This window comes from Pseudomonas sp. IT-196MI5 (genome assembly GCF_949767415.1).
Lineage (GTDB): Bacteria > Pseudomonadota > Gammaproteobacteria > Pseudomonadales > Pseudomonadaceae > Aquipseudomonas.
This window is the reverse complement of sequence record NZ_CATKPZ010000022.1, coordinates 137,802-160,683: the sequence shown is the minus strand read 5'-3', so window position 1 is coordinate 160,683 and position 22,882 is coordinate 137,802. Positions and strand designations below refer to the sequence as shown.

17 protein-coding genes are annotated in these 22,882 nt (G+C 60.2%); 15 read left to right on the top strand and 2 right to left on the bottom strand.

From position 1 onward, the window contains the following. Positions 1-112 precede the first annotated feature (112 nt). The 12 genes from ACM6IK_RS15090 (at position 113) to ACM6IK_RS15035 (ending at position 16,811) form a co-directional block, all read left to right on the top strand. Positions 113-1,429, top strand: a complete 1,317-nt coding sequence (locus ACM6IK_RS15090) for a nucleotide sugar dehydrogenase (RefSeq protein ID WP_046041959.1) — start codon at positions 113-115, stop codon at positions 1,427-1,429. Positions 1,430-1,629: 200 nt separating this feature from the next. Continuing rightward, entirely contained in the window at positions 1,630-3,111 is a 1,482-nt protein-coding gene (alg8, locus tag ACM6IK_RS15085) for a mannuronan synthase (RefSeq protein ID WP_411736572.1), read from the top strand. Between the two features lie 36 nt (positions 3,112-3,147). Further along, positions 3,148-4,317 carry a PilZ domain-containing protein gene (locus ACM6IK_RS15080; protein ID WP_414874959.1) on the top strand — a complete coding sequence of 390 codons (1,170 nt, stop codon included), beginning with the start codon at positions 3,148-3,150 and terminating at the stop codon, positions 4,315-4,317. Between the two features lie 9 nt (positions 4,318-4,326). After that, the gene (gene algK / locus ACM6IK_RS15075; RefSeq protein ID WP_414874958.1) at positions 4,327-5,835 is read left to right on the top strand and encodes an alginate biosynthesis TPR repeat lipoprotein AlgK; all 1,509 of its coding nucleotides are present in this window, start codon (positions 4,327-4,329) and stop codon (positions 5,833-5,835) included. Then, entirely contained in the window at positions 5,832-7,313 is a 1,482-nt protein-coding gene (locus ACM6IK_RS15070; RefSeq protein WP_414874957.1) for an alginate export family protein, read from the top strand. Before algK ends, ACM6IK_RS15070 begins: the two co-directional genes overlap by 4 nt. A gap of 26 nt (positions 7,314-7,339) precedes the next feature. Then, positions 7,340-8,914 (top strand): mannuronan 5-epimerase AlgG, encoded by a 1,575-nt coding sequence (gene algG / locus ACM6IK_RS15065; RefSeq protein ID WP_414874956.1) that lies wholly within the window; start codon positions 7,340-7,342, stop codon positions 8,912-8,914. Between the two features lie 10 nt (positions 8,915-8,924). Beyond that, positions 8,925-10,376: an alginate O-acetyltransferase gene (locus ACM6IK_RS15060; RefSeq protein WP_108214944.1), complete on the top strand. Its 1,452-nt coding sequence runs from the start codon at positions 8,925-8,927 to the stop codon at positions 10,374-10,376. 8 nt (positions 10,377-10,384) lie between these two features. After that, entirely contained in the window at positions 10,385-11,509 is a 1,125-nt protein-coding gene (locus tag ACM6IK_RS15055) for a mannuronate-specific alginate lyase (RefSeq protein WP_414874955.1), read from the top strand. A 214-nt stretch (positions 11,510-11,723) separates the two neighbouring features. Then, complete coding sequence (locus ACM6IK_RS15050) at positions 11,724-13,289, top strand: MBOAT family O-acyltransferase (RefSeq protein ID WP_414874954.1); 1,566 nt, start codon at positions 11,724-11,726, stop codon at positions 13,287-13,289. An 11-nt stretch (positions 13,290-13,300) separates the two neighbouring features. After that, complete coding sequence (locus tag ACM6IK_RS15045; RefSeq protein ID WP_414874953.1) at positions 13,301-14,476, top strand: alginate O-acetyltransferase; 1,176 nt, start codon at positions 13,301-13,303, stop codon at positions 14,474-14,476. A gap of 14 nt (positions 14,477-14,490) precedes the next feature. Beyond that, positions 14,491-15,147: an alginate O-acetyltransferase AlgF gene (locus tag ACM6IK_RS15040; protein WP_414874952.1), complete on the top strand. Its 657-nt coding sequence runs from the start codon at positions 14,491-14,493 to the stop codon at positions 15,145-15,147. A 212-nt stretch (positions 15,148-15,359) separates the two neighbouring features. Then, positions 15,360-16,811: a mannose-1-phosphate guanylyltransferase/mannose-6-phosphate isomerase gene (locus ACM6IK_RS15035; RefSeq protein WP_218426788.1), complete on the top strand. Its 1,452-nt coding sequence runs from the start codon at positions 15,360-15,362 to the stop codon at positions 16,809-16,811. A gap of 104 nt (positions 16,812-16,915) precedes the next feature. On the opposite strand, the gene ACM6IK_RS15030 is transcribed toward ACM6IK_RS15035, so the two are convergent. Further along, complete coding sequence (locus ACM6IK_RS15030) at positions 16,916-19,804, bottom strand: RHS repeat-associated core domain-containing protein (protein WP_414874951.1); 2,889 nt, start codon at positions 19,802-19,804, stop codon at positions 16,916-16,918. A gap of 173 nt (positions 19,805-19,977) precedes the next feature. Here ACM6IK_RS15030 and ACM6IK_RS15025 point away from each other — a divergent pair, with 173 nt between their 5' ends. From ACM6IK_RS15025 to ACM6IK_RS15015, 3 genes are all read left to right on the top strand, one after another. Then, positions 19,978-20,442, top strand: a complete 465-nt coding sequence (locus tag ACM6IK_RS15025; RefSeq protein ID WP_414874950.1) for a multidrug transporter — start codon at positions 19,978-19,980, stop codon at positions 20,440-20,442. A gap of 33 nt (positions 20,443-20,475) precedes the next feature. Continuing rightward, the gene (locus ACM6IK_RS15020; protein WP_414874949.1) at positions 20,476-21,300 is read left to right on the top strand and encodes an SDR family oxidoreductase; all 825 of its coding nucleotides are present in this window, start codon (positions 20,476-20,478) and stop codon (positions 21,298-21,300) included. A gap of 149 nt (positions 21,301-21,449) precedes the next feature. Beyond that, positions 21,450-21,848 (top strand): DUF4440 domain-containing protein, encoded by a 399-nt coding sequence (locus ACM6IK_RS15015; protein WP_414874948.1) that lies wholly within the window; start codon positions 21,450-21,452, stop codon positions 21,846-21,848. 150 nt (positions 21,849-21,998) lie between these two features. Here the strand turns inward: ACM6IK_RS15015 and ACM6IK_RS15010 are convergent, their stop codons facing one another. Beyond that, entirely contained in the window at positions 21,999-22,862 is an 864-nt protein-coding gene (locus tag ACM6IK_RS15010) for an efflux RND transporter periplasmic adaptor subunit (protein ID WP_414874947.1), read from the bottom strand. Positions 22,863-22,882: the final 20 nt, after the last annotated feature.

The following is a 22,882-nucleotide window of genomic DNA, read 5'->3' as shown; positions in this document are numbered from 1 at the left end:
GTTGTGCCTGTAAGGCACACTTGCGAGTGCACTAAAACACGCTGAACACCCTTAACTCCGGCCATCTAAATGGCTTGATGTATACAGGCTTGATAACAGAGAGGTAATTGCGATGCGCATCAGCATTTTTGGTTTGGGTTACGTCGGCGCGGTATGTGCCGGTTGCCTGTCTGCACGGGGCCATGACGTCGTAGGCGTCGATGTGGCCAAAGACAAGATCGATATGATCAACGCCGGTAAATCGCCGATCGTTGAACCGGGCCTGGGCGAACTTCTGGCCCAAGGCATCCAGACAGGTCGTCTGCGTGGCACCACCAACTTCGCCGAGGCGATTCGCGACACCGATCTGTCGATGATCTGCGTGGGCACGCCGAGCAAGAAGAACGGCGATCTGGAACTGAACTACATCGAGGCCGTGTGCCGCGAAATCGGTTTTGTCCTGCGTGACAAGACCACCCGCCACACCATCGTCGTGCGCAGCACCGTGCTGCCGGGCACCGTGGCCAACGTGGTCATCCCGATTCTCGAAGACTGCTCCGGCAAGAAGGCCGGCGTTGATTTCGGCGTGGCCGTGAACCCTGAGTTCCTGCGCGAAAGCACCGCCATCGCCGACTACGACCAGCCGCCAATGACCGTCATCGGCGAATTCGACAAAGCGTCCGGTGACGTTCTGCAATCGCTGTACGAAGAGCTCGACGCACCGATCATCCGCAAGGACATCGCCGTCGCCGAGATGATCAAGTACACCTGCAACGTGTGGCACGCCACCAAGGTCACCTTCGCCAACGAGATCGGCAACATCGCCAAGGCGGTCGGCGTCGACGGTCGCGAAGTGATGGACGTGGTCTGCCAGGACAAGACCCTCAACCTGTCCCAGTACTACATGCGCCCGGGCTTCGCCTTCGGTGGCTCGTGCCTGCCAAAAGACGTGCGTGCCCTGACCTACCGCGCCGGTTCCCTGGATGTGGAAGCGCCGCTGCTCAACTCGCTGATGCGCAGCAACGAATCCCAGGTGCAGAACGCTTTCGACATCGTTTCCAGCCACGACAAACGCAAAGTCGCCCTGCTGGGCCTGAGCTTCAAGGCCGGTACCGACGACCTGCGTGAAAGCCCGCTGGTTGACCTGGCGGAAATGCTGATCGGCAAGGGCTACGACCTGAGCATCTACGACAGCAACGTCGAGTACGCCCGCGTTCACGGTGCGAACAAGGACTACATCGAGTCGAAGATCCCTCACGTCTCGTCCTTGCTGAACTCCGATTTCGACGCGGTGATCAACAACTCCGACGTGATCATCCTCGGCAACCGTGACGAGAAATTCCGCGCCCTGGTGCAGGACGTTCCACACGGCAAGCAGGTGATCGACCTGGTTGGTTTCATGTCCAAGGCCACCAGCACGAATAGCCGGGCTGAAGGTATCTGCTGGTAACGCGGTATCTGTAGGAGCTGCCGCAGGCTGCGATCTTTTGGCGCCGGCGTGATTGCTGAAGATCAAAAGATCGCAGGCTTCGCCAGCTCCTACAGGGATTCTGGCGTCACCCAGAGCGGGTGCCGCCAGTTTTCACAGGCCTGCCTTAACCCCATCGGGCCACCCCAAAGGCTCGCCCGAGATCGAGACGGATGCAGATTATGCACAGGCTAAAACACGGCCTACTCCAGGCCGCCGGTTGGCTGTTCTACCTGAGTTTACTGATGGGCCTCGCCATGGCGTTGCCCGTGTCCACGTTCGACTCCGAGTCGAAGGACTTCATTTTCCTGATTGGCGCCGTGGGTATCTGGCGCTATTCGATGGGTGCCACGCACTTTGTGCGCGGCATGATCTTTCTGTACATCGTCTACCCCTACCTGCGACGCAAAGTGCGCAAGCTGGGTAAAGCGGCTGACCCATCCCATGTGTTCCTGATGGTCACCAGTTTCCGTATCGACGCCCTGACCACTGCGCAGGTCTACAGCTCGGTAATCCGCGAAGCCATCGACTGCGGCCTGCCGACCACCGTGGTCTGCTCCATCGTGGAAATGTCCGATGAGCTGCTGGTGAAAAGCCTGTGGAACCGGATGAACCCGCCGTCCCGGGTCAAGCTCGACTTCGTGCGCATTCCCGGCACCGGCAAACGCGATGGCCTGGCCTACGGCTTCCGCGCCATCTCCCGGCACCTGCCGGATGATCGCGCCGTGGTCGCAGTGATCGATGGCGACACCGTGCTGGCCGAAGGCGTGGTGCTCAAGACCGTGCCGTGGTTCCAGATGTTCGGCAACGTCGGTGGCCTGACCACCAACGAGTTCTGCGAAGTGCGCGGCGGCTACATCATGAGCGAATGGCACAAGCTGCGTTTTGCCCAGCGCCACATCAACATGTGCTCGATGGCCTTGTCCAAGCGCGTGCTGACCATGACCGGCCGCATGTCGGTGTTCCGCGCCACCGTGGTCACCAACCCGGACTTCATCGCCGACGTGGAAAGCGACTCGCTGCAACACTGGCGCCTGGGTCGCTTCAAGTTCCTTACCGGCGATGACAAGTCGAGCTGGTTCAGCCTGATGCGCCTGGGCTACGACACGTTCTACGTGCCCGACGCGGCGATCAACACCGTTGAACACCCGCCGGAAAAGAGCTTCATCAAGGCCAGCCGCAAACTGATGTTCCGCTGGTACGGCAACAACCTGCGGCAGAACTCCCGTGCCCTGGGCCTGGGGATCAAACGCCTCGGCGTGTTCACTTCGGTGGTGCTGTTCGACCAGCGCGTGTCGATGTGGACCTCGCTGCTGGGCCTGACCGTGGCGTTGATCGCCAGCTTCAAGTACGGCACCGCGTTCATCCTGGTGTACCTGCTGTGGATCGGCATCACCCGGTTCATCCTGACCTTGTTGCTGTCGTGCTCCGGACACCGGATCGGCCCGGCCTACCCGGCGATTCTCTATTACAACCAGATCGTCGGCGCGCTGGTGAAGATCTACGTGTTCTTCCGCCTCGATCAACAGTCCTGGACTCGCCAGCCCACTTCTCTGACCCGTGATCTCGCCAGCTTTCAACGTTGGTTCAACACCTGGTCGTCTCGGACCATGACCTTCTCTGCCGGCAGCATTTTTGTCGCCGTGCTGCTGTTGATGGTCTGACCGAACTCGCCTGAATTAACTAGGAAAACGCCCCCTATGAATACCGCCGTCAACGCCAACGTAGTGCATGAATCCGAAGCCCAGCGCCAACACGCCCGCGTGAAAATCCCGGCCAAGTTGCGTTTCTTCGGCCCCGACCGGACGCCGGTCGAAGCCCGGGTGATCGACCTGTCCGCCGGTGGCCTGGCGTTCAACGCCGGTCAATTGCCGCTGAAGATCGGTGACGTGTACAAGGCCCGCCTGCAATTCCTCATCGACAACCTCGGCCTGGCCATTGACGTCGAATTGCAGGTCCGCTCCTTCGACCGCCAGACCGGACGCGCCGGCTGCCAGTTCCAGAACCTGGAACCACGGGACATCTCGACCCTGCGCCACCTGATCACTTCGCACCTGGCTGGCGACATCGTCAGCGTGGGTGAAATGCTGGCGACCCTGCAGCGCGACAACTTCACCAAGGCGCGCAAGATGAAGGACGGCGGCCACGGCATGACCGCGTTCGGCCGCCTGAAAGCCGTGACCTTCAGCCTGGGGGTCTTCGTTGTCGGCCTGACTGCATTCGGCTTTGTTTTCAAATCGGTGTACGGCATGTACTTCGTCAGCCACGCCCAGGCCGGTCTGGTCAGCGTGCCGGGCGTGAACATCACCATGCCCCGCGACGGCACCGTGCAGAGCCTGGTGAAAGCCGACGGCGTGGCCGCCAAGGGCGCACCGCTGGCGACCTTCAGCACCAGCATGCTCGACGTGCTCAAGGGCCATCTGGACGAAGACCAACTGGCCCCGGCCAAGGTTGCAGAACTGTTCGGCAAGCAGATGACCGGCACCCTGACCTCGCCGTGCGACTGCACCGTGGCCCAGCAAATGGTCGCCAACGGTCAGTACGCCAGCAAGGGTGACGTGATCTTCCAACTGGTGCCGCGTAACAGCGAAGCCAATGTTGAAGCGCGCTTCTCCTATCGCCAGTTCGGCGACGTGCGCCCGGGTACTTCGGTGCGCTTCCAGATCGCCGGCGAAGACAAGAGCCGCACCGGCAAGATCGTCAGCAGCACCAGCCTGAAAAGCGCCGATCTGTCCTCGGACATCCGCGTGCTGATCCAGCCGGACGAGACCCTGGACAGCTCCCTCGCCGGCCGCCCGGTGGAAGTCAACAGCGACCGTGGCCCGAACCTGAACTGGCTGATCGACAAAGCCATGGCTGTCGGTCTTTAAGTCGAGGACATGCCTGTGACTATCACAAAAATCTCGAACACACCGCCATCCCTGTGGGAGCGAGCCTGCTCGCGATGGGATCGACGCGGTCTGTCTGATGTACCGAGTTGCTTGCATCGCGAGCAGGCTCACTCCTACATGGGAACAGTGTGTGCCTTGGCATTGGCGGTGAGCCTGGCCGGTTGTGCCGGCCTGCCCGACCAGCGCCTGGCCAACGAAGCGCTCAAACGTGGCGATACCGCCACCGCCGCGCAGAATTACCGGCAACTGGCAGACCTGGGCTACAGCGAAGCCCAGGTCGGTCTGGCCGATATCCAGGTCGACAGCCGTGACCCGGCGCAGATGAAACAGGCCGAGGCGACTTACCGCGCTGCGGCCAGCGTTTCGCCGCGCGCCCAGGCACGCCTCGGCCGACTGCTGGTAGCCAAACCCGGTTCCACCGAAGCGGAACAACACGAAGCTGAAACCCTGCTGAAAAAAGCCGCTGCGGCAGGCGAAGGCAACACGCTGATCCCGCTGGCGATGCTGTACCTGCAATACCCGCACAGCTTCCCCAACGTGAATGCGCAGCAGCAGATCAGCCAATGGCGTGCCGAGAACAAACCGGAAGCCGGTCTGGCGCAGGTGCTGCTCTATCGCACCCAGGGCACCTACGACCAGCATCTGGATGACGTGGAAAAAATCTGCAAGGCCGCACTCAACACCAGCGACATCTGCTACGTCGAGCTGGCAACGGTCTATCAGAAACAGGCCAAGCCAGAGCAACAGGCCGAGCTGATCAAGCAGATGCAAGCGGCGCACGCCCAAGGCACCGTTTCGGCGCAGCGCGTCGACAGCGTCGCCCGCGTGCTCGCCGATGCGTCCCTGGGCAAGACCGACGAGAAGACCGCACAATCGCTGCTCGAACCGATCGCACCGGGCTACCCGGCTTCGTGGGTCAGCCTCGCGCAACTGCTCTACGACTTCCCGGAACTCGGCGATGTCGACCAGATGATGAAGTACCTGGACAACGGCCGCGCCGCCGACCAGCCCCGCGCCGAACTGTTGCTGGGCAAGCTCTACTTCGAAGGCAAACTGGTGCCGGCCGACGCCAAGGTCGCCGAAGAGCATTTCCAGAAAGCCGTCGGCCGCGAAGTCGCTGCCGATTACTACCTCGGCCAGATCTATCGCCGTGGCTACCTGGGCAAGGTCTATCCGCAGAAGGCTCTCGACCATCTGTTGACCGCTGCGCGCAACGGCCAGAACAGCGCCGACTTCGCCATTGCCCAGCTGTTTTCCCAAGGCAAGGGCACCAAGCCTGATCCGCTGAACGCCTACGTCTTCAGCCAATTGGCCCTGGCCCAGAACACCCCGCAAGCCACCGAGCTTGCGCAAACAATCCAAACGCAATTGCCGCCCGATCGGTTGGCCGAAGCCCAACGCCTGTTGAAACAAGAACAGGCCGTGCGCGGTGCCCTGAGCCCGAACACGCCGGAACTGCACACCCTGCAAGAAGAAGTCAGCGAGGAATCCCAATGAAGTTGAATCCATTCATGAAGGCCGGCATCGGCCTGACATTCGCGCTGATCTGGTCTTGCCCGACGCTCGCTGCGATGACTGAAACCAAGAACTTCGGCCTGGACGTGAAAATCACCGGTCAGTCCGAAGACGACCGTGACCTCGGCACCGCTCCCGGCGGCGACGTCAATGGTGTCGGCCTCGACCTGCGTCCGTGGGTCTATGGTGAAAGCGGTGCGTGGAGCGCCTACGCCATGGGTCAGGCGGTGACGTCCACCGACATCATCGAGACCGACACCCTGCAACAATCCGATGGCGCCGAGAACACCGACAACAATGATCGCCAGACCAAGAAGAACTACCTGGCCATGCGCGAATTCTGGGTCGGCTACAGCGGCTTCACGCCCTACCCCGGCGAGATCCTGAAATTCGGTCGCCAGCGCCTGCGCAACGACGACGGCCAATGGCGTGACACCAACATCGAAGCCCTTAACTGGACCTTCGACACCACCCTGCTGCGCGCCAACGTCGGTATCGCCGAACGCTTCAGCGAGTACCGCACCGACCTCAAGGAGCTGTCGCCGCAAGACAAGGATCGCCTGCACGCCTACGCCGACGCCGCGTACCAGTGGACACCCGGCAACTGGGTCGGCATTCGCGGTCATCACACCCACGACAACGGCAAGCTCGACTTCCCGGAGCCAGGTGTGCCGGCGGATTCGCTGGACAAGAAACAGAACGGCGACATCAGCTGGCTCGGCCTGACCGCCGACAGCGACGCCTACAACTGGCGCAATACCAACACCGTCAATTACTGGGGCAGCATCACCGGCATGAGCGGCGACATCGACAAGGTCAACCCGCTGAACGCCGATGGCACGCCGCCAGCTGAAGCCAAGCGCGGTGAAAACCTCAATGGCTGGGCTACCGATCTCGGCGTGCGTTTGCGCCTCGATCCGCAATGGCAAGTCGGTGCTGCCTATGCCCGCGCCAGCGCCGAGTACGAACAGAACGGCCTGGAAAGCAACCGCTCGAACTACACCGGCACCCGCTCGCGCGTGCACCGCTTCGGCGAGGCCTTCCGTGGCGAAATGAACAACATGCAGAGCGCCACCCTGTTCGGTTCGTGGATGCTCAACGACGAATACGACGCCAGCCTGATCTACCACAAGTTCTGGCGCGTCGACGGCAACAAGCCGGTCGGCAGCAATGGCATCAACGCCGTCCAGAACAACACCGACGACGTCACCGGCGCGATCCTCTCCAGCACTTCGCTGCCGCTGAACGATGGCGAGAAAGACCTCGGTCAGGAGATGGACCTGGTGGTCACCAAGTACTTCAAGCAAGGCTTGTTGCCCGCGTCGATGAGTCAGGCGATCGATGAGCCTTCGGCCCTGGTGCGCTTCCGTGGCGGCGTGTTCAAGCCGGGCGATGCGTACGGCAAGGAAGTCGATTCGTACATGCATCGCGCGTTCATCGACGTGATCTGGCGCTTCTGATGCACATTGCGAAGGGAGTCTCCCAGATGAATCATCCAGCCCGAAAAGGCTCGATCAGCCTGTTGGCCGGCGCGATGCTGCTGGCCAGCACGACTGCCTTCGCCAATGTGGAGCCGGCGAAGCCGGCAACCGTGGCCAAGGAACTGCAACAGGCCAAGACCTACACCGTCAGCAGCGCACCGACCGCGCCGCTGGAACTGGCCACGCCGAAACTGCCGGACGTTTCCGGCTACACCAGCGATGCCATCGCGGCGAAAATCGTGCGCAGCAAGGCCGGCAAGATCAGCGTGCGCCGGATGATGCAGGAGGACGCCCTCAAGGACTTCATCGGTGGCGACAACAAGATGGCCGAGTGGGTAGTGCGTCAGCACGGCATCCCCCAGGCGATCTTCGTCGACGACGGCTACATGAACCTCAAGGACCTGGCGAAGAAGCTGCCCAAGCAGTACTTCAGCGAAACCTCGCCGGGTGTGTTCCTCTCGCGGTTGCCGATCGTGGTCGGTCGCCACGGCATCCTGGAAATCGACAAACAGACCCAGGAACTGCGCCTGTCCCAGGAGGCCGGTACGTTCCTGGTCAACGACGGCCAGCTGTTCGTTCGCGATACCAAAATCACTGGCTGGCGCGAGAAGGACAACGGCCCGGCGACGTTCACTTCGCCCAAGGAATTCCGTCCGTTCCTGCTGGCCTGGGGCGGCACCGAGACCTACATCGCCAACAGCAAGATCGCCAGTTTCGGCTACGCCAACAGTAAGTCCTATGGCGTGAGTATTTCCCAGTACACGCCAAACATGGCCAAGGTGCTCAAGCGCCCTGAGCCGACCGGCTGGATCGTCGGCTCCGAATTCTCGGACATGTGGTACGGCTTCTACTGCTACGAAACCCGCGACTTCGTGGTCAAGAGCAACACCTACAAAGACAACATCGTCTACGGCATTGACCCGCACGACCGTTCCCACGGTCTGATCATTGCCGACAACACGGTGTATGGAACGAAGAAGAAGCACGGGATCATTATTTCCCGTGAGGTCAACGACAGCTTCATCTTCAACAACCGCAGCTACGACAACCACCTCTCAGGGCTGGTGATCGACCGTAACAGCGTCAACAACCTGATTGCCCACAACGAGATCTACCAGAACCACACCGACGGCATCACCCTCTACGAGAGTGCCGACAACCTGCTGTGGGGCAACCGCGTGTTGAGCAACAGGCGCCACGGCATCCGCATTCGTAACAGCGTGAACATTCGCCTCTACGAAAACGTCGCCATGGCCAACGGCCTGACCGGCGTCTATGGCCACATCAAGGACCTGAGCAACACCGACCGTGACATCAAGCTCGACCCGTTCGACGCCGAGGTGTCGCTGATCGTGGTCGGCGGTGAGCTGGCGGCCAACGGCAGTGGCCCGCTGTCCATCGACTCGCCACTGAGTGTCGAGCTGTATCGCGTGTCGATGCTCGCGCCGACCAAATCCAGCGGCATCAGCTTCACCGGCATCCTTGGCGAGCGCCAGGATGAAATTCTCGACCTGCTGGTGCGCCAGCAGAAAGCCGTGCTGATCGACCCCGTCGAACGCCAGACCGAAATGCGGGACTGAGGATAATCTTATGCACCCACACCTGATCAAATTACTCAGCCTGTCAGCCCTGACCGCCGGCATTCTCGCGGCCAGCGGTGGCGCGCGTGCCGATGAAGTTGCCCCACCAAAATTCTCTGCCGAACCGTGCTGCAGCCTGTGCCCGGCTGCTCACGATCCGAAGAACTACACCACCCGTTACCAGCAGAACTTCACCACGCTGGTGCAGGCCCAGGGTGATTGGTTGTTCCGTACGCAAGAAGACTTGCGCACCGAATTCGACACCACGCCCGCCGGCTACAAACGCATGAAACAACTGCACGATGCGTTCAAGAGCAAAGGCGTGGAACTGGTTGTCGTGTACCAGCCGACCCGTGGCCTGGTGAACCGCAACAAGCTCAACCCGGCGGAGAAAGCCAGCTACGACTTCGACAAGGCACTGAGAAACTACAAGTCCATGCTCGGTCGTTTCGCGCAGATGGGCTATGTCGTTCCGGACCTGTCGCCGCTGACCAACGAGTCGTTGCCCGACACCCTGCCCGCCCACGATTTCTACTTCCGCGGTGACCAGCACTGGACCCCGTACGGTGCCCAGCGCACGGCGAAAATCGTCGCCGAGAAGGTCAAGCAATTGCCTGAGTTCGCCGACATTCCCAAGCGCGAATTCGAGACCAAAAAGTCAGGTCGCATGGGCAAGACCGGCACCTTGCACAACATGGCCGGCCAACTCTGTGGCACCAGCTATGCGATCCAGTACATGGATCAATTCACCACCGAGCCCAAGGGCGAAGCGGGCGATGGCGATCTGTTCGGCGACTCCGGTAACCCGCAGATCACCCTGGTCGGTACCTCCCACAGCGGCAAGAACTACAACTTCGCCGGTTTCCTCGAAGAGGCCATCGGCGCCGACATCCTCAACGTAGCGTTCCCCGGCGGCGGCCTGGAAGGTTCGATGCTGCAGTACCTGGGCAGCGACGAATTCCAGAAGAACCCGCCGAAAATTCTCATCTGGGAATTCTCGCCGCTGTACCGCCTCGACCAGGAAACCATCTACCGCCAGATGATGGCGTTGCTGGACAACGGTTGCGAAGGCAAGGATGCACAGATGTCCGGCAGCGCCACGCTCAAGCCGGGCAAAAACGAGTTGATGGTCAACAGCAAGAACATGGACCTGCGCAACGGTAGCCACCAGGTCGACATCCGCTTCGCCGACACCTCGGTGAAAACCCTGCAAGCCACCCTCTGGTACATGAACGGTCGCCACGAGGACATCAAGATCGACAAACCGGAAACCTCCGAGACTGACGGGCGTTTCGCTTTCGAGTTGCGCACGGACGAAGACTGGGCCTCGCAGAACCTGCTGGCCGTTGAAGTCCAGGGCCCGGAACAAGCCGGTGCCGCACCACAGAAAGTCGAAGCGAAAATTTGCAAACGCAACGTGTTCCCGGGCGCCGAGCAGCGTACTGCTTCGGTCGGGCAATGAGGTCTGCCATGCGCAATCCGAAATTTTCAACACTGTTGGCACCGACGCTCTTGAGCCTGGCGATGTTCGCCGGGGCCACGCAAGCGGCTGCGCCACTGCGTCCACCCCAAGGCTATTTTGCGCCTGTGGATAAATTCAAGACGGGCGACAAGAGCGACGGCTGCGATGCAATGCCGACGCCGTACACCGGCTCGTTGCAATTTCGCAGCAAGTACGAAGGTTCGGACAAGGCCCGCGCGACCCTGAATGTGCAGTCGGAAAAAGCCTTTCGCGAGAGCACCGCCGACATCACCAAGATCGAGCGCGGCACCAGCAAGCGCGTAATGCAGTTCATGCGTGACGGTCGCCCGGAACAACTGGAATGCACGTTGAGCTGGCTGGCTACTTGGGCTCGGGCGGATGCATTGATGTCCAGGGACTTCAACCACACCGGCAAGTCGATGCGCAAATGGGCATTGGGCAGCATGGCTTCGGCGTATATCCGCCTGAAGTTTTCCGACTCCCATCCGCTGGCCACCCATCAACAGGAAGCCCAGTTGATTGAAGCCTGGTTCAGCAAAATGGCCGACCAGGTGGTCAGCGACTGGGACAACCTGCCGCTCGACCAGACCAACAACCACTCGTACTGGGCCGCCTGGTCGGTGATGGCCACTTCCGTCGCCACCAACCGTCGCGACCTGTTCGACTGGGCGGTGAAGGAATACAAGGTCGGCGCCAATCAGATCGATGCCGACGGCTACCTGCCCAACGAACTCAAGCGTCAGCAACGGGCGCTGGCCTACCACAACTACGCCCTGCCGCCGCTGGCGATGATCGCCAGTTTCGCCCAGGTCAACGGGGTGGACTTGCGCCAGGAAAACAATGGCGCACTCAAACGCCTGGGTGATCGGGTGCTGTCCGGGGTGAAAGACCCGGATGAGTTCGAGGAAAAGAACGGCAAGGAACAGGACATGACCGACCTGAAAGAGGGCATGAAGTTCGCCTGGCTCGAGCCGTTCTGCTCGCTCTACACCTGTACGCCGGACGTACTGGAGAAGAAGCACAAGATGCAACCGTTCAAGAACTTCCGCCTGGGCGGAGACCTGACCAAGGTCTACGACCCGGCCAATGAAAAGGGCAGTAAGGGTTCTTAGAGACAAACACAAACCCTTGTAGGAGTGAGCCTGCTCGCGATAGCGGTCTGACATTCAACATTGATGTCGACTGACAAAGCCTCATCGCGAGCAGGCTCACTCCTACAGGTTCAGTGTCGAGTTTGAGTTTTGTGAGTTAGCCCTCCAGATTTCAGTGGGGGGTTTGGGGGGGCCGTTGGCCCTTGACTGTTGGTTCAAACAAGGAGAGACCGGGATGGTTTTTTCATCCAACGTGTTCCTGTTTTTGTTCTTGCCGATCTTCCTCGGCTTGTACTACCTGAGCGGGCAACGCTATCGCAATCTGCTGCTGCTGATTGCCAGTTATGTGTTCTACGCCTGGTGGCGCGTGGACTTCCTCGCGCTGTTCGCCGGCGTCACGCTGTGGAACTACTGGATCGGCCTGAAAGTCGGCGCCGCCGGGGTCAGGACCAAACCGGCACAGCGCTGGCTGCTGCTCGGCGTGGCCGTCGACCTGTGCATCCTCGGCTACTTCAAGTACGCCAACTTTGGCGTCGACAGCATCAATGCGATGATGACGTCGGTGGGTCTTTCGCCGTTCATCCTGACCCACGTGCTGTTGCCGATCGGGATCTCGTTCTACATCTTCGAGTCCATCAGCTACATCATCGACGTCTACCGTGGCGATACCCCGGCGACCCGCAACCTGATCGACTTCGCGGCGTTCGTGGCGATCTTCCCGCACTTGATCGCCGGCCCCGTGTTGCGTTTCCGTGACCTGGCCGACCAGTTCAACAACCGCACCCACACCCTCGACAAGTTCTCCGAGGGCTGCACGCGGTTCATGCAGGGTTTCATCAAGAAAGTCTTCATCGCCGATACCCTGGCGGTGGTGGCCGACCACTGTTTCGCCCTGCAAAACCCGACCACGGGCGATGCCTGGCTCGGCGCGCTGGCGTACACCGCGCAGCTGTATTTCGACTTCTCCGGTTACAGCGACATGGCCATCGGCCTGGGCTTGATGATGGGTTTTCGCTTCATGGAAAACTTCAAGCAGCCTTACGTCAGCCAGTCGATCACCGAGTTCTGGCGGCGCTGGCACATCAGCCTGTCGACCTGGCTGCGTGACTACCTGTACATCACCCTCGGCGGTAACCGCAAAGGCACGCTGATGACCTATCGCAACCTGTTCCTGACCATGCTGCTCGGCGGTCTGTGGCACGGCGCGAACATCACCTACATCGTCTGGGGTGCGTGGCACGGCATGTGGCTGGCGATTGAAAAAGCCATCGGCCTGAATACTTCTCCACGCAGCTTCAATCCGATCCGCTGGGTGATGACCTTCCTGTTGGTGGTGATGGGCTGGGTGATCTTCCGCGCGGAAAACCTGCACGTCGCCGGGCGCATGTACGGCGCGATGTTCAGCTTCGGCGACTGGTCGCTGTCGGAACTCAACCAGGCCAGCCTCACCGGCCTGCAAGTGGCGACCCTGATCGTGGCTTACGTGACCCTGGCGTTCTTCGGCCTGCGCGATTTCTACACCAATCAGCCACCGGCCAAGACCAAGCCTGCCGTGAACGTCGACGCCGACGGCCCGGCCGCTGCGACACCGGGAACGATCAAGGCCGTGCCTGGGGATAACCCGGCAAACATCCACCAGCCTGGCTACACCGTCGGCGTCGAAGCCCAGGTGCAACCGGCCTACTGGACCGCTGACTGGTCGCGCTACGTGATGCGTGCGCTGGTGCTGCTGCTGTTCATCGCCTCGATTCTCAAACTCTCGGCGCAAAGCTTCTCGCCGTTCCTTTACTTCCAGTTCTGAGGGATCTGACCATGACCCGCTCATTACGCATCTTCTACATCGCGCTGTTCCTGGTGACCCTGCTGGTGCTCGGTCTGTGGTCGGTGCGCAGCTTCTTCGGCTTCAGCACCAACGCCGATGCGACGGTGCTCAACGGTCGCTGGACCAAGGCCGTGGAAACCCACTACGACGACGAGTTCCCGATCAAGCGCCTGGGCACCAACCTCTGGGCCGCGCTGGATTTCAAGCTGTTCAACGAAGGTCGTCCGGGCGTGGTGCTCGGTCGCGACCAGTGGTTGTACAGCGATGAAGAATTCCACCCGGTGGTCAACGAAGAGTTGAACCTGCAAGGCAACTACGCGCTGGTCGAAGGCGTGCGCCAGACCCTGAAAGAGAAAGGCGTGCAACTGGTAATGGCGGTGGTGCCGGCCAAGGTGCGCCTGTACCCGGAACACCTCGGTGAGGTGAAACCGGCGAGCATCCACGCCAACCTCTACAAGGACTTCCACCAGCGCCTGGCCGCCGACCGGATTCCGGCCCCTGACCTGCTCGGCCCGCTGCAACAGGCCAAGCAGGATGGTCAGCAAGTGTTCCTGCGTACCGACACCCACTGGACGCCGCAAGGCGCCGAGATCGCCGCCAACCGACTGGCCAAAACCATTGCCGACAAGTACCCGCTGAGCGGCGAGCCGCAGCGTTTCGTCACTGAACCTGCGGAAACCATCACCCACAAGGGCGACCTGCGTCTGTTTCTGCCACTGGACCCGCTGTTCGAAAACCTGATGCCTAAACAGGAACAATTGCAAAAGCGCAATACGGTCGCGGCTGAAGATCAGCCCGCCGGCGACGATGCGCTGTTCGCCAACACCGAAGTTCCGGTGGCCCTGATCGGCACCAGCTACAGCGCCAACCCCAACTGGAACTTCGTCGGTGCGCTCAAGCAAGCGCTGCACAGCGACGTGGTCAATTACGCCGAAGACGGCCACGGCCCGATTCTGCCGATGCTCAGCTACCTGAAAAGCGATGCCTTCAAGAACAGCCCCCCACAGGTGCTGATCTGGGAGTTCCCTGAACGATATCTGCCTGTGAACAACGAAATCGGCGACGCCGACCCGCAGTGGGTCGCAGAGCTTAAACAAGCCGGCGCGCGCCAACAAAACGTAGCCATCACCAACAAATCCGAGACGCCCGACCGGGCGCAAAACTGAAAGAGAGGTACACCATGACTTTCACTACAACTCCTCGTCGTCTCGCCAAACGCTTTGCCCTGGTTGCCGGCCTCAGCGTGCTGTCGGTACAGGCTTTCGCCGGTGGCGACGCAGCACTCTACGGCCCGACTGCGCCGAAAGGCTCGACCTTCGTGCGCATCTACAACGCCAGCAACGCAGAAGTCAGCGCCACTGTCGGCAGCACCAACCTGAGCGATGTCGCACCACTGTCGAGCAGTGACTTCAGCTTCATGCCGGGTGGCGACTACAGCGCCAAGGTCGGCAGCCAGACCCTGCCGGTCAAACTGGCCGGCGACCACTATTACACCCTGGTCAACAACGCCAGCGGCGCACCACAACTGATCGAAGAGCCGCCGTTCAAGAACAAGCAGAAGTCCCTGGTACGCATGCAAAACCTCAGCGACAAGGCGTTGACCCTGAAGACCGCCGATGGCAAGACCGACGTGGTCCCGAGCGTGGCAGCCAAAGGCCGTGGCGAGCGTGAAATCAACCCGGTGAAGGTCAGCCTGGCGCTCTATGACGGCACCACCAAAGTCGGCGATGTGAAACCGGTCGCCCTGGAACGCGGTGAAGCCGCGGTGCTGTACGTCACTGGCAGCGGCAGCAGCCTGTCGCCGGTCTGGGTGAAACGCCCGGTGTCGACGCGCTGATACATTTTTCAGGCTGACCAAGACCCTGTAGGAGCGAGCTTGCTCGCGATGAACTCAAGGGCACCGCGTTTCTTCTGGTGCCCAACATCATCGTTAGCCTCCATCGCGAGCAAGCCCGCTCCTACAAAGGCCAGCCGGACACGGAACAAAAACAAGAGTGAAACGACAGAACTCTCGTGGCTCTAACCAATCGATATTCAAGGAGTAACAACATGATTCCGGTGATCTTGTCAGGTGGTAGTGGCTCACGTCTTTGGCCGCTTTCCCGCAAACAATTCCCTAAGCAGTTCCTGGCCCTGACCGGCGAACACACCCTGTTCCAGCAAACCCTGGAACGCCTGGTGTTCGAAGGCATGGATTCGCCAATCGTGGTCTGCAACAAGGACCACCGTTTCATCGTCAACGAGCAGCTGGCCGCCCGCAAGCTGGAATCCCAGCGCATCCTGATGGAGCCCTTCGGTCGTAACACCGCGCCGGCCGTGGCCCTGACCGCGATGATGCTGGTCAGCGAAGGTCGCGACGAGCTGATGCTGGTACTGCCGGCCGACCACGTGCTGGAAGACCAGAAAGCCCTGCAACGCGCCCTGGCCCTGGCCACCGTCGCCGCCGAAAATGGTGAGATGGTGCTGTTCGGCGTGCCGGCCACCAAGCCGGAGACCGGTTATGGCTACATCAAGTCGACCAACGACTCGCTGCTGCCGGAAGGCGTCAGCCGCGTCTCGCACTTCGTCGAAAAACCCGACGTGAAGCGCGCCACCGAGTTCGTCCAGTCCGGCGGTTACTTCTGGAACAGCGGCATGTTCCTGTTCCGCGCCAGCCGCTTCCTCGAAGAGCTGAAGAAGCACGATCCGGACATCTACGACACCTGCCTGCTGACCCTGGAACGCAGCCAGCAGGATGCCGACACCATCACCTTCGACGAAGCCACCTTCGCCTGCTGCCCGGACAACTCCATCGACTACTCGGTGATGGAAAAAACCCAACGCGCCTGCGTCGTGCCATTGACCGCCGGCTGGAGCGATGTTGGTTGCTGGTCGTCGCTGTGGGAAGTCAATAAAAAAGACGCCAACGGCAACGTCACCAAAGGCGACGTGGTCATCCAGGACAGCAAAAACTGCATGATCCACGGCAACGGCAAACTGGTGTCGGTGATCGGCCTGGAAAACATCGTCGTGGTGGAAACCAAGGACGCCATGATGATCGCCCACAAGGACAAGGTCCAAGGCGTGAAACAGATGGTCAACACCCTCAACGAACAGGGCCGCAGCGAAACCCAGAACCACTGCGAGGTCTACCGTCCGTGGGGCTCCTACGACTCGGTGGACATGGGCGGGCGCTTCCAGGTCAAGCACATCTCGGTCAAACCGGGCGCGTGCCTGTCGCTGCAGATGCACCACCACCGCGCCGAACACTGGATCGTGGTCAGCGGCACCGCTGAGGTGACCTGTGACGAGAACGTGTTCCTGCTGACCGAGAACCAGTCGACCTACATTCCGATCGCTTCGGTGCATCGCCTGCGTAACCCGGGGAAGATCCCGCTGGAGATCATCGAGGTGCAGTCGGGGAGCTATCTGGGTGAGGACGATATCGAGCGGTTTGAGGATATCTACGGGCGGTCGACGCCGATTGAGCGTGGGGTTGCGGTGAAGACTATCGCGCAGTAAGTGTTCAGCAAAAAACGGCCCCCATCCAGCTCACTGCGTTCCCTATCCGCAGTGGGTTGGATGTTTTTCCGAGAAAGATTAACTTTTTAAAAAAAACTCAAAAATCAAGACTTTTTCATAAACGCAATGAAATTGCTTGTACCTCTTTTTTTGTTAGCTGGGGCTCCCGCATCCATCAAAACGACGTTTGATTGGTCAATAACTCCGAGAGCACTCGAGTCGCCTCCATCCAGATTCACTGACCAGCCTGGTAGTTCATTCAGACGATCAATTCTGGCCATGACTTCTGCCCATTCAGGCATCGTAAACCCGGGAGAATCATCACTCCGCCCCCTCCCAAGTCCAATCACTAACCGTGTGCGATGTACGCTGTTCGCCTCGGAAGGCATGCTGATCCCTGAACGATTGTTGGGTCGGTTTGAATGACCTAATCGACCTGGATAATTCATTTCAGGATCAAACTGGAATTTCGGTTGCTCGAGATGCTGTTGTGTGAACACGGCTTGCCCCTCTCTTGCGAGCACTGGCCCTGTCTGAATAAACGATCCGTTGCCCATTCTCAGCTCAACATAATTTTCAATGTAGTCAGAAGGAATAGATACTGATTGCTTGAAGCCTCCATCAATGAAGCTTGGACCGATAGCGGCCCACGAGGGCTCGTTTGCATCAGCCAGTTGGCCAAGGTTGTAAAATCCACCATTGATGAAGGCCGTCCACTTGGCACCCGAACTACCAATTGCTGCATTCAAGCCAGCGGCGGAAGCACTTTTTAGAGATACAGGACGATCGCCGCCTACAATTCGCCCTTCGTAGCTAGCATCAATTGAAAGATAGTAAAGACTACGTTCACCTTTGAATCCCCGAGACAGGGATATCCCGACTTGCTCAAAGACCTCTGCCCCACCGGAAAGGGCTACGCCGATAATGCCTGGGGCAATAGTAATCACACTTCGATTATCACGGTCTTCTACAATGCTTTGAAAAGCATACTTCCAGAGTCCTCGCGCCCTTTTTGAATCCAGTCCATTGGGGTCGATGTTCATTACCGGGCTATTCTGGACAAACCGGAAAACATTCATGCCATCAATCTCTCCCGCCGGATCCGGATTCAACCACCGCTGCCACCCCGCCATGTAGTACCTGAACCCGTAGTAATACAGCCCCGTCGCATCCCGTTCTTTCCCCGAATAACGCACCGTTTTATAACTCGCTTCTACCTCCCCGCGTCCAGCGAACCACGCGGTGGTGCCAAAGGGGTGATAACGCTCCTGGCTGATCACTTCACCGTCGTCATCGAGTTCCAGGGTGCAGGAGCCCAAGTGATCATTCAGGTGGTAGCGGTATTGATCTTTGCCCATGTCTTTCGGCGGCTCGGACTCCCAATGCAATACCTGCACGCTGCTGCGCCCGGCCTGAACACTGATCACCTGCAGCTCTTCGCCCGTGCCACTGTCATTGCGCAGTTCGAGATTCGGCAGATAGCGGGTTTCAGCAATCAGCGTTCGGGCATTGGATTGCGTTTCACGGACTTTGCGCAGGCGCATGCCGTCGGCACCGTAGACGTAGCGTTCGCGGTCATTGAGGCCCGAATCGCGCTCCACCGGCCGCACTTCGCCCAACTGGTTGCGCAGGTCCCATGCCAAGGCCTGCCCCGGTTGCAGGTTGAGCAGGTTGCCATCGCCATCGAAGCCTTGGCGGAAGTCCTCTTCGTCCGGTTCCACCCCCTCCAGCACCGGCAGGCAACGGTTGCTGTGTGCTGCTGCAATCAGTCGATGCCCATGGCTTTGCGGACCTTCGTGAGTCAGCTCCAGCAGATTGCCGCCCGCATCGTAGCGATAGGTCTGGCGGTAGTTGGCGCGAGGGGCGGGGTCGTCAAAGGTTGAAATTTGTGGACCCTTATTGGCGCCGTCCGCTTCCCAGCCGGTGGCTTCGATCAGTTGCGACAGGCTGTCGTATCCATAACGATTGACCGGTTCAATCCGCTGGTTGGCAAAGTAGCGAATCGGCTGCGCGGCATCCTCGATGCTCAGCACATTGCCCACCGGGTCGTAGGTGTAGCGCAGGTCTTGCACGGCTTCATTGCCGCGTTGCGCCTGGAGGCGGGTCAGCCGGCCATTCTGCGCGTCGTATTCCAGCGTGGTGATCACGCCGTTGCCGGCGACTTCCCGTTCGGTCTGGCCATGGGCGTTGTAGGCGATGGCGTTGATCAGCGTTTTCGCGGTGGGCGCGCCATTGAGTTGCAGACGCACCTCACGCAACTGGCCGTCGAGGGCCTGGCTAAAAAACTGGCGGTGACCTTTGGCATCGGTCTGATGGGAAATCTCGCCCGCCGCGTTGAAGTGCGATCGGGAGGTTGCGCCCTCACCCGGTTCCAGCAACAACTCGCGATCCGCTATTGACTCGGGCCAGTCCGGCAGCGTCAAGTCGGTCAGAAAATGCCGCGTCTGCTCCAGCACCGCGCCGTGCAAGCCGAACCCGGTAAACCGCTGCGTGCCCGCCGGGTCATCATGGCGAATCAATTGGCCGCATTGGTTGCGCTCGGCAAAAGTCGGTCCGCTCGCGCCGTAACTCAAGCGCTCCGCGCAAAGCGCTTCGCCGTCCACCGCCTGTTCGAACACCGATTCCGGGCGCAGCTGAGTGTTGTACCGCAACCAGCGCTGCGAGCCGCGACCATCCCAGTGGTGAACTGATTGCCCCGCCTCGCCCAGCAGCGTCACACGCCACCCGGCATCCACGCTGTCCGTGCTCAACACCGCACCGGACAGGGCATGAATCGTTTGCAGATTAGGCGGCGCCGAAGCGTCCAGAAACAACCGCGGGTCCCACTGTGCAATCGCTCGCCCTGCCCCATCATGGACCGTACGGTTGACCCGTGCCTGGGGGGGCACGTCGTCGATGTCACGCCAATAACCGACCGCGCGCACCGCCAGCCCCCGAGGGTCAATCGCGATCAAGGTCGGCGTGTGGCGGTGGATTGAAAGGGTCGCTGGCACAGTAGCCGCTCCTGAGGCACTGGCCTCAACTAAACCCGCCGCTCAGGCGCCTGGCTACTGTCAGAAATTACAGATCAGACGGATGGCCTAAAAGCCATGACCTCGTCCCGCCCATCGCCAACCCCACCTGCGCTTAGGTAGGATGACCCTCTCTATTCCCGAGATTTCACGTCATGTTCATCGGCGTCCTGCTGGTCATCACCTGGCTGATCCTGTTGCTGCGCTACCCGGCCAAGGCCTTGCCCGTTTCCATGGCGGCCGCCGCGGGGTTGGGCATCGTCGCCACCTGGGTCGTCTGGATGGATCACCGCGAACTCAAGCAGCTGCAACGCCTGGAGTTGCGCATCAGCTACGCGCCGCAGCAATGTCCCGCCGATCGGCCACTGCAATTGACCCTGAACAACGGCAATGACGTGCCGCTGACTGAGCTGCGGTGGCGAGTCGCGGCTTATGCGCCGGGCGATACGGTGAACCTGGCCGACAATCAGTACACCGCCCCACGCTATCGTGGCCCCGGCGAATTGCAGGCCGGTGGCAACTGGGAAGACTGTTTGCCGCTGCCGCCACTGCGCCCTGGCTACCGTCCGGAAACCCTGGAGTTTCGCGCCGAGCGGTTGCAGGGTAGTTTTTCCGACTGATCTCTCCCCCATTTTTTGCACAAGGAATGCGCCATGCCCGTTGCGTTGATTACCGGTTGCTCCAGCGGCATCGGCCGTGCCCTTGCCGATGCGTTCAAGGGCGCCGGCTATGAAGTCTGGGCCAGTGCGCGCAAGGCCGAAGATGTCGCCATGCTGAGCGCTGCCGGATTTACCGCCGTGCAACTTGACGTAAACGACGGTGTTGCCCTTGAGCAGTTGAGCGACCGCATCAACCAGGAGCGCGGTGGTCTCGACGTGCTGATCAACAATGCGGGTTATGGCGCCATGGGACCGCTGCTCGATGGCGGCGTACCGGCCATGCAACGCCAGTTCGAAACCAATGTGTTCGCTGTCGTCGGCGTCACCCGCGCGATGTTTCCTGTGCTGCGCCGGACCAAAGGATTGGTCGTGAATATCGGCAGCGTTTCGGGTGTGCTGGTCACGCCATTCGCCGGCGCCTACTGCGCTTCGAAAGCCGCCGTGCATGCCTTGAGCGATGCCTTGCGCATGGAACTGGCGCCGTTCGGCGTGCGGGTGATGGAAGTCCAGCCGGGGGCCATCGCTTCCAGTTTTGCCAGGAACGCAGGGCATGAAGCCGAGCAACTGATCAGTGAGCAATCGCCATGGTTCCCGCTGCGCGAAGGCATTCGCGCCCGGGCCAAAGCCTCTCAGGACAACCCGACGCCGGCCAATGAATTTGCCGCCGGATTGCTCAAGGCTGTGCAGCAGCACAAGCCACCGCGACTGGTGCGCCTGGGCAATGGCAGTCGTGCATTACCGCTGATGGCCAGTTTGTTGCCCAAGGGGTTGCTCGAATCCGGGCTGATGAAGCGATTCGGGTTGCGTGGGCAGCTCTGAGACCGAGTTGCCTGCAATCGCGAGCAAGCTCGCTCCCACAAAGATTTTTGGTGTGAATGCTATCTATGCCACCCAGCAGAACCCTGTGGGAGCGAGCTTGCTCGCGATGACGCCTGCACAAACACTGCAATACTTCAGGAAACGCTAGCATGACCGACTACACCGAATACTTCGACGAAGTGATCCAGGCCCACGTGGCCATCGAACAATGGCTGGCCGAAGAACGCGATGCGTGCGAACTCGAAAAACTGCTGACCCGTTTTTCGCCGCAGTTCTCCATGGTCTCGCCGCTCGGTCGAGTGCTGGATTTTGACGCGCTGAACGAATTGTTCACGTTGGCGGGCGGTAAGAAACTCGGGTTCCGCATCAAGCTCAGTGAGTTGCGTGGTATTGCGTTGTACGACAGTGGCGCGACCGTGAGTTACCGCGAACAACAAACCGATGCGACCGGGCTGCACTCGGATCGTCGCTCCACGGTGGTGTTCGAAAAGCAGGTGGATGGCCGGGTGATCTGGCGGCATCTGCATGAGACGTTTTGCAAGGAGTGAACCTGTTTCTTATACCTGTGAGACCGAGTCGCGCCCTTCGCGAGCAGGCTCGCTCCCACACTGGATTTGTGTCGTACATAAAATCATCGGTCGCTGAAGATCAAATGTGGGAGCGAGCCTGCTCGCGAAACAGTCGACTCGGTCTACCTGTTATGCACCATCACCTTGCTTGACCACCACCGTACACGTAATCCCCGCCGCCAACACCACACCCTCCGGCACTTCATCGATATGAATGCGCACCGGCACCCGTTGCGCCAGGCGAACCCAGTTGAAGGTCGGGTTGACGTCGGCAATCAACTCGCGGCTCTCCGGGTTGTCGCGGTCGTAGATACCGCGCGAGATGCTTTCCACATGGCCCTTGAGCACTTCGCCGCTCATCAGTTGCATGTCGGCCTTATCACCCACGCGCACATGGGGCAGCTTGGTTTCTTCGAAGAAGCCGTAGACCCAGAACGAGTTCATGTCGACCACGGCCATTTTCGCCTCGCCGATGCGTGCGTAGTCGCCGCGATGCACATTGAGGTTGGTGACGTAGCCGTCCACTGCGGCGCGCACTTCAGTGCGTTTGAGATTGAGTTCGGCGGCTTCCAGTTGCGCCTGGGCCTGCTGGTAATCGGCCAGGGCTGAGTCGGCGAGATTACTGGCATCGTCGCGGTTTTCCCGGGAGATCACCAGGTTGTCCATATCGGCACGACGATGGGCGTTGACCTTGCGCATCTCCCAGGTCGCCTTGCGCGATGCCACCAGGCTTTGCGCCTGCTTGACTGCAAAGCGGTAGTGTTCGGGGTCGATCTGCATCAGCAAATCGCCCTTCTTCACCAACTGATTGTCGCGCACCGGCACGTCTACCACTTCACCGGTGACGTCGGCGGCGACGTTGATGATATCGGCGCGTACGCGACCGTCGCGGGTCCATGGCGTGTTCATGTAGTGCTCCCACAAGGAGCGGCCGATCCACAGCGCGAGGGCCAGCACCAGCAGGGTCGCGAGCAGGCTGAAAAACTTTTTCATCGGGGCATTCTTCAGAGATA

What these genes read in the sequence shown, in the direction of transcription:
- ACM6IK_RS15090 (WP_046041959.1), top strand. Translation starts at nt 113, where the DNA reads ATGCGCATCAGCATTTTTGGTTTGGGTTACGTCGGCGCGGTATGTGCC.
- alg8 (WP_411736572.1), top strand. Translation starts at nt 1,630, where the DNA reads ATGCACAGGCTAAAACACGGCCTACTCCAGGCCGCCGGTTGGCTGTTC.
- ACM6IK_RS15080 (WP_414874959.1), top strand. Translation starts at nt 3,148, where the DNA reads ATGAATACCGCCGTCAACGCCAACGTAGTGCATGAATCCGAAGCCCAG.
- algK (WP_414874958.1), top strand. Translation starts at nt 4,327, where the DNA reads ATGCCTGTGACTATCACAAAAATCTCGAACACACCGCCATCCCTGTGG.
- ACM6IK_RS15070 (WP_414874957.1), top strand. Translation starts at nt 5,832, where the DNA reads ATGAAGTTGAATCCATTCATGAAGGCCGGCATCGGCCTGACATTCGCG.
- algG (WP_414874956.1), top strand. Translation starts at nt 7,340, where the DNA reads ATGAATCATCCAGCCCGAAAAGGCTCGATCAGCCTGTTGGCCGGCGCG.
- ACM6IK_RS15060 (WP_108214944.1), top strand. Translation starts at nt 8,925, where the DNA reads ATGCACCCACACCTGATCAAATTACTCAGCCTGTCAGCCCTGACCGCC.
- ACM6IK_RS15055 (WP_414874955.1), top strand. Translation starts at nt 10,385, where the DNA reads ATGCGCAATCCGAAATTTTCAACACTGTTGGCACCGACGCTCTTGAGC.
- ACM6IK_RS15050 (WP_414874954.1), top strand. Translation starts at nt 11,724, where the DNA reads ATGGTTTTTTCATCCAACGTGTTCCTGTTTTTGTTCTTGCCGATCTTC.
- ACM6IK_RS15045 (WP_414874953.1), top strand. Translation starts at nt 13,301, where the DNA reads ATGACCCGCTCATTACGCATCTTCTACATCGCGCTGTTCCTGGTGACC.
- ACM6IK_RS15040 (WP_414874952.1), top strand. Translation starts at nt 14,491, where the DNA reads ATGACTTTCACTACAACTCCTCGTCGTCTCGCCAAACGCTTTGCCCTG.
- ACM6IK_RS15035 (WP_218426788.1), top strand. Translation starts at nt 15,360, where the DNA reads ATGATTCCGGTGATCTTGTCAGGTGGTAGTGGCTCACGTCTTTGGCCG.
- ACM6IK_RS15025 (WP_414874950.1), top strand. Translation starts at nt 19,978, where the DNA reads ATGTTCATCGGCGTCCTGCTGGTCATCACCTGGCTGATCCTGTTGCTG.
- ACM6IK_RS15020 (WP_414874949.1), top strand. Translation starts at nt 20,476, where the DNA reads ATGCCCGTTGCGTTGATTACCGGTTGCTCCAGCGGCATCGGCCGTGCC.
- ACM6IK_RS15015 (WP_414874948.1), top strand. Translation starts at nt 21,450, where the DNA reads ATGACCGACTACACCGAATACTTCGACGAAGTGATCCAGGCCCACGTG.
- ACM6IK_RS15010 (WP_414874947.1), bottom strand. Translation starts at nt 22,862, where the DNA reads ATGAAAAAGTTTTTCAGCCTGCTCGCGACCCTGCTGGTGCTGGCCCTC.